The 5726-nt window shown below is 46.5% G+C and carries 7 protein-coding genes; 3 read left to right on the top strand and 4 right to left on the bottom strand.

The window, feature by feature from the left end:
• From VF500_RS09840 to VF500_RS09825, 4 genes are all read right to left on the bottom strand, one after another.
• Positions 1–246, bottom strand: a 246-nt coding sequence (locus tag VF500_RS09840; RefSeq protein WP_330859510.1) for a DUF2383 domain-containing protein, incomplete at its 3' end; no start/stop codon positions are given.
• A 39-nt stretch (positions 247–285) separates the two neighbouring features.
• Positions 286–438 (bottom strand): hypothetical protein, encoded by a 153-nt coding sequence (locus VF500_RS09835; RefSeq protein ID WP_330859509.1) that lies wholly within the window; start codon positions 436–438, stop codon positions 286–288.
• 3 nt (positions 439–441) lie between these two features.
• Entirely contained in the window at positions 442–711 is a 270-nt protein-coding gene (locus VF500_RS09830; protein ID WP_330859508.1) for a hypothetical protein, read from the bottom strand.
• A complete protein-coding gene (locus VF500_RS09825; protein ID WP_330859507.1) occupies positions 708–1664 on the bottom strand; it encodes a manganese catalase family protein in 957 nt (318 codons plus the stop codon). The genes VF500_RS09830 and VF500_RS09825 overlap by 4 nt, the downstream gene beginning before the upstream one ends.
• Before the next feature lie 171 nt (positions 1665–1835).
• Between VF500_RS09825 and VF500_RS09820 the strand changes: the two genes are divergently transcribed.
• The 3 genes from VF500_RS09820 to VF500_RS09810 are packed head-to-tail and all read left to right on the top strand — an operon-like array spanning position 1836 to position 5714.
• The gene (locus VF500_RS09820) at positions 1836–4043 is read left to right on the top strand and encodes a hypothetical protein (RefSeq protein WP_330859506.1); all 2208 of its coding nucleotides are present in this window, start codon (positions 1836–1838) and stop codon (positions 4041–4043) included.
• Positions 4044–4048: 5 nt separating this feature from the next.
• Positions 4049–4519, top strand: a complete 471-nt coding sequence (locus tag VF500_RS09815) for a low affinity iron permease family protein (protein WP_330859505.1) — start codon at positions 4049–4051, stop codon at positions 4517–4519.
• Positions 4512–5714 (top strand): DUF2252 domain-containing protein, encoded by a 1203-nt coding sequence (locus VF500_RS09810; RefSeq protein ID WP_330859504.1) that lies wholly within the window; start codon positions 4512–4514, stop codon positions 5712–5714. Before VF500_RS09815 ends, VF500_RS09810 begins: the two co-directional genes overlap by 8 nt.
• Positions 5715–5726: the final 12 nt, after the last annotated feature.

Here is a 5726-nt window from a genome sequence, read left to right as displayed (position 1 = left end):
CCAGGCCCGGTGCAGGTCGCCTGAGGTACTGGTACCTTCGGCTACCTCGTCGCCGTGTTGCCGGGCTATGTCCGTCAATTCAGCCACATATTGCCTGCTTTCGCCGGCCAGTTTGCTAAAAACGGAGATTAAGCCGTTATCATCATCTTCCAGATCGGTGCCCGCTTTTTCAAAACCGGCTACACGGTCATTATTGATCTTGATAAGGTCATTGACCGCATCGATTGCTTTTTCAGATATTTCCATAGGTAGTTATTTGTTTTAGGTAGATGTTATTTATTAATTTTAACCAGCGTTGCTGTCGTCTTCAATATCGTTTGATGGGTATGTCCTTACTTCGCCGGAGTCCAGCTTAACTACCACTTTATCGCCTATGGTTTCCAGCACCTCTCCCTTTCCGTCAGGGCTAATCACCCGTTGTCCTTTCAGATTATTCATTGGCTAATGTTTAACAGGGCTGCCGGATGTATGCCCTGAAGGGTCAGCATTACCTTTGCTTATAGAATCGCCTGCCGGTCTTCTGGCCGAATCACGGCGATCTTTATTAATCGTTGCTGTATCACGGATGGCAGGCCCTCCGGCTCTATTTACGCTGGAGGTATCCTGGCTACCGCCTATCTTTCGCTGACTGTCACGTTCATTGCAGGATGCCATGATGATAGGTAACGAAAAGGTCATTACCAGGCCATACAATTTTTTTACACGTTTCATTTTGATTGAGTTTCTGCGTTAACAGGTTCGTAAGTACTCCATTGGGCAACGCCTTTAGGTTCGGCATTTTTCACTTCGGCACTTTTTACACTGCTCATTTCTTTATCCAGTTTATCTTTGGCCTTCAAATCTTTGCTATAGTCTTTTGGTAATTTGGTTTGCCCTTCGGTTTCCTGCGTTTGCTGTAATGGATTTTCTATAAAGATCCATTCCTTGCCCAGTCCCGGCATTTCACCCTCATTCCAGGGGCCGCGCACGGCACCATCAGAAAGGTTGTAAGCCTGTTGCGTAAACCTCGGATCTGCCGCCAGCACGCCCGGAGGAAAATTATTGGGAATGCTATCCAGCGCAGCCTCAAACATTTTGTAATGAGCAACCTCACGTGTCATCAGGAAAGACAGTGTTTCATGGATATAGGGATCCTCAGTAAATTTCATTAAATGCTCGTAAACAAGCTTGGCCCGTGATTCAGAGGCCAGGTTGCTGCGCAGGTCCACGGTAAGGTCGCCATTGGAATGGATATACGATGCACACCATGGAATACCCTGGCTGTTACGTGGGGTAACACCGCCGCCGGTAATAATCCCGAACTGAGGGTTAGCAAATACAGCTTCGTGGATGATATCTTCCTTAGCAGCTTTGCCATTTAGTACCTGCATAATTTCCGAACTATCGGCAGCGTTTTTTAATTCACCGTTAACGCCTTTTAATAACATTTGGATGGTGGCGCCTACGATCTCCAGGTGGCTGAACTCTTCGGTTGCGATATCCATCAGCATATCGTATTTATCCGGGTGCGGCACTTTTGCGCCAAAGGCCTGGGTAAAATACTGCATAGCTGCGGCCAGTTCTCCGTTTTCGCCGCCGAACTGCTCTAATAATAAATTGGCAAAGCGCGGGTCAGGGCGGGATACCCTGGCGTTGAATTGTAAGTCTTTGACGTGGTGAAACATAAGTAGAAGTTTTAGTGTAGTATTTATACAACTATAGGTGTTAGATTTTGTTTATAATTAAAAAAATAAATAATTAGATAAAATTGAAACAAATGATTCGCCTTTAAGTTAATGTCATACCTTTTGCGCTATCCGTGGCGTGCACGGAGTATTTGACCAATTATTTTTACGATGACTGCAACCTCGGCCTGGCTTTTGACCGCAAATTCAAAATTGAATAATCCTGATCTGGCTGCCGTTTATGAGCATCAGGCTTTAGGTTATTCTTTTAAAGTTTATATAATAGATGACGCTTGCTGGCTGGTCGCAGCCTGGCCTAAGGGTAGCCGGATCGCATTTCGCCTTGCCTATTCACCCGACGACTATCTTCAGATCAGGAAGATTTCAGAGGAGGGGCAAAATATTACTTTTCAAATAGCGTCGCTGATGGGAGCGTATGAAGTGGTTATCCGGTTACCGGCGCAAGATAGCCCCGCATTCCGGCTAACCACTACACTAAAACCGGCAGTACCGGTTTTATTTCCGTACTGGCCTCGTGACATCGTGCCGCTTGGCGCGGCAAGCAGCGATCTATTGGCTCAAGGCGAGGTTAGGGTCAAGCAGGTGGGTACCCGTTCAGGGCAACTTTATTTCAGTTTGACAAGGCCGAAGGCCGGCTCCGTATTATACCTGCAGAACCTTACTGCCCTGGCTGATTATAACCAGCAAACCGAAACTTCGGCAGGCGAAACAGTAGGTGGGGAATGGCCGGAGATAGGCTTTGCTTTGCCGCCAACGTTAAAGAATAAAGCATTGGAACCGGGTAAAAACCATGTGCTGAGCGATGCATTAATAGCCTTTGATGAAGAGGTGCCGGCTGATGAACCGGCTATGGTGAAGCAGTATTTAAAGCTTTTGGCAGCGGTTTACCTGCAACTGCCTAAACCGGATACTACCTATAAACACTGGCCTAAAATACTGCAAAACGGCCTGACCGATCTGCAGGAAAACCCCGGCTGCTGGAACCAGGTTGATGGCCATCATTACCTGAATGCCTATGTGTGCGACTATGCTACTCCACCGGAGATCATGGTACAGCTGGCAGTGCTGCTTCCCTTACTCGATTATGTAGAGTGGAGCGGTGCAGAATTGACCATGATGAAAAAAATAAAAGAGGGCTTACCTGCATTTTATAACGAAGACCTCCGTACCATTATGCGCTGGCACCCCAAGGTGGCGAATAACATGGAGGGGGAGGAAGAACATAAAAAGCCACTGGTCATGGATGCCTGGTATTTGCATCACCCGTTGCTGAACCTTTCCCGGCTGGCACTTAAAGGGGATAAGACAGCTGAAAAGCTATTTCTCGGTTCGCTGGATTTTGCCATAAAAGTTGCTCATCATTTTAATTACGTATGGCCGGTATTTTATAAAATGGATACACTGGAAGTATTTAAAGCAGAAACCCAACCCGGTAAAGGCGGTGAAAAGGATGTGCCCGGTCTTTACGCGCACGTAATGTTGCAGGCCTGGGAGCTAACCGGAGATAGGCGCTACCTGGCAGAAGCGGAGAAAGCTGCCCAAAAGTTGAGTGGAGCAGGCTTTGAATTATTTTATCAGGCCAATAATACTTCCTTTTCAGCCGGCGCAATGCTGCGCTTATACAAGATTACCCGGAAAGAGGTCTATAAGGATTTGAGTTACCTGTGCCTGGCTAACGTTTTCAAAAACGTGCGGTTATGGGATTGCAATTATGGGTATGGCAAAAACTTTCCCTCTTTTTTTGCGCTCTTCCCTCTCAGCGATGCGCCATATACCGCGGTTTACGAAGAGCAGGAGGTGTTCTGCGCCTTTCACGATTACCTGCGCCTTGCCGAAGACGAGGAGATCTTTCCATCGCTGCGTTTACTTTTAGCTGAGTATATCCGTTTCCTGGTTGAACGTTCAGTTTATTACTACCCTACCATGCTGCCTAAAGAAATGCTGTCGGACGAGGTCAAGACAGGTGAAGTTGATCCAAACTTGTGGATAGCGCTTGAAGATATGCATGATGGTTGGGAGAAATCAGGAGAGGTAGGGCAGGAGGTGTATGGTGCAGGTAACGCTTTTGGGATTCTTCCCCGGCATTATATGCAGGTAGATGGGCAGCCGTTCATGATCTATACCGATTATCCGACGTACGGGTTTTCCCCGAAAAAGCACCGCCCCGCCAAATTTAAACTTGCCGGCGATGGCAGGCTGAACTGCCGCCTGATGCTGGTTAAAACGAGTAAAGGTAAGATGCCGGATTTCCTGGTAACGATAGCCAAAACAAAAGAGTGTTTAAAGGGAAAAAAGACCAGGGAAGGTCATCTGGAATTTACGGTAGCAGGTGATAGTGAAATTCATATTAGCTGGTAAATTGTATGAAAAAGAAGAATAATTTATTCGAGCGTTTTAGCAACTGGGCCACAGCAGCCACCGGCAGTCCCGCCGCATTTATTGTCGCCATGGCAACCGTGATCATTTGGGCTATCACCGGGCCGTTATTTCATTATTCGGAGACCTGGCAGCGGGTTATCAATACGGGCACAACTATCGTGACCTTTCTGATGGTTTTCCTGATCCAGAAATCGCAGAACAAGGATTCAAAAGCTATCCACCTGAAGTTAAATGAATTGTTAGCATCCCATGAAGGTACCAGCAACCGCATGGTCAATATTGAAGATCTGACGGAGGAAGAACTGGATCATCTTTATAAATTTTATATACAGTTATCAGATTTAGCGGAGAAGGAAGATGACCTGACCCGTACGCATTCGATAGATGCGGCGGCCGAAAATCAAAAAAGAAAATCAGGTAATCGAAAACCAGTAAAACCAGCTAAAGATGTTTGACCTGTCCGAACGCCTGAAAACCTTCAACGCACCCCTGCTCCCGGAAAAGGTGCAGCTAAAATACGATGGTATGGCAGAAAATGCCTTTCGCTTTTACCGGGGAACTTGTCATTTGTTTTATGAGGACCTGGCAGCTGCCGAAGCTTTGCCTTTATCACCGCTTGCCTGGATCTGCGGCGACCTGCATATCGAAAATTTTGGTAGCTACAAAGGTGACAATAAACTGGTTTACTTTGACCTGAATGATTTTGACGAAGCCTTGCTTGCGCCTGCTTGTTATGAACTGGCCAGGATGGTTTGCAGTATTTTTATCGCCTTTGATAACCTGAAGATTGAGCCCGAAAAAGCGCGAAAAATGGCGCAGTTATATCTCCGCACGTATTCGGCTACCCTTGCCAAAGGCAAAGCGATCAGCATTGAACCGCGGACTGCTAAAGGTATCGTTAGGGACTTTCTTACGGCAGCTACCAAAAGCAAAGAGAGAGAATTACTTGAAAAGCGTACGATCAGTAAAAAGAAAAAGATCTTGCTTTCTTTGGAAGATGAGCGCCATTTTAAGCTGAATTTGCAGCTGAAGCAGGAACTGAAAGCGCATATCAACGAGTGGATAGCCAGCAGCAGCGATGGCCCCTATAATTACAAAGTGCTCAGTGCTGTTTTTCGTTTAGCCGGTACCGGCAGTATCGGCGTCAAACGGTATTTGTTTTTATTAAAAAGCACTAATACCAAAAACAAATATTTGTTATTGGATATGAAACAAGCCCGGCCATCTTCAGTATTGCCTTATATAGATGTTCAGCAATTGGACTGGCCTGATGAAGCTGCAAGGGTGATCGGCATTCAGCACCGCATGCAAAATGTTTCGGCAGCATTGCTGAGCACTACGCTGTTTCGCGGAGAGCCCTACATTATCCAGGAATTGCAGCCTGTAAAAGACACCCTTAAATTTAAACTCCTTAAAAAAGATTACCGGGACATGTACCAGGTGGTAGATGACATGGCTGCTTTAACGGCATCCGCGCAATTGCGCAGCGGTGGCATGCAGGGTTCGGGCACCATTGATGAGTTGATGGCTTTTGGCAGAGATCAGGCATGGCAGGAAAAGGTGATGGCTTATGCTCAACAATACGCCGAAACCGTTAAACAGTATTATCGGGGCTTTGTAAAAGATTATAAGCGAGGTAGCTATGCATAAACCGGCTATCTG

Source organism: Mucilaginibacter sp. (genome assembly GCF_036383575.1).
In the GTDB taxonomy this organism is placed as follows: Bacteria; Bacteroidota; Bacteroidia; order Sphingobacteriales; family Sphingobacteriaceae; genus Mucilaginibacter.
The sequence above is the reverse complement of the archived record's forward strand: the minus strand, read 5'-3'. Positions and strand labels throughout refer to the sequence as shown.

Coding starts and splice junctions, on each gene's coding strand:
- VF500_RS09835 (WP_330859509.1), bottom strand. CDS start 438: ATGAATAATCTGAAAGGACAACGGGTGATTAGCCCTGACGGAAAGGGA.
- VF500_RS09830 (WP_330859508.1), bottom strand. CDS start 711: ATGAAACGTGTAAAAAAATTGTATGGCCTGGTAATGACCTTTTCGTTA.
- VF500_RS09825 (WP_330859507.1), bottom strand. CDS start 1,664: ATGTTTCACCACGTCAAAGACTTACAATTCAACGCCAGGGTATCCCGC.
- VF500_RS09820 (WP_330859506.1), top strand. CDS start 1,836: ATGACTGCAACCTCGGCCTGGCTTTTGACCGCAAATTCAAAATTGAAT.
- VF500_RS09815 (WP_330859505.1), top strand. CDS start 4,049: ATGAAAAAGAAGAATAATTTATTCGAGCGTTTTAGCAACTGGGCCACA.
- VF500_RS09810 (WP_330859504.1), top strand. CDS start 4,512: ATGTTTGACCTGTCCGAACGCCTGAAAACCTTCAACGCACCCCTGCTC.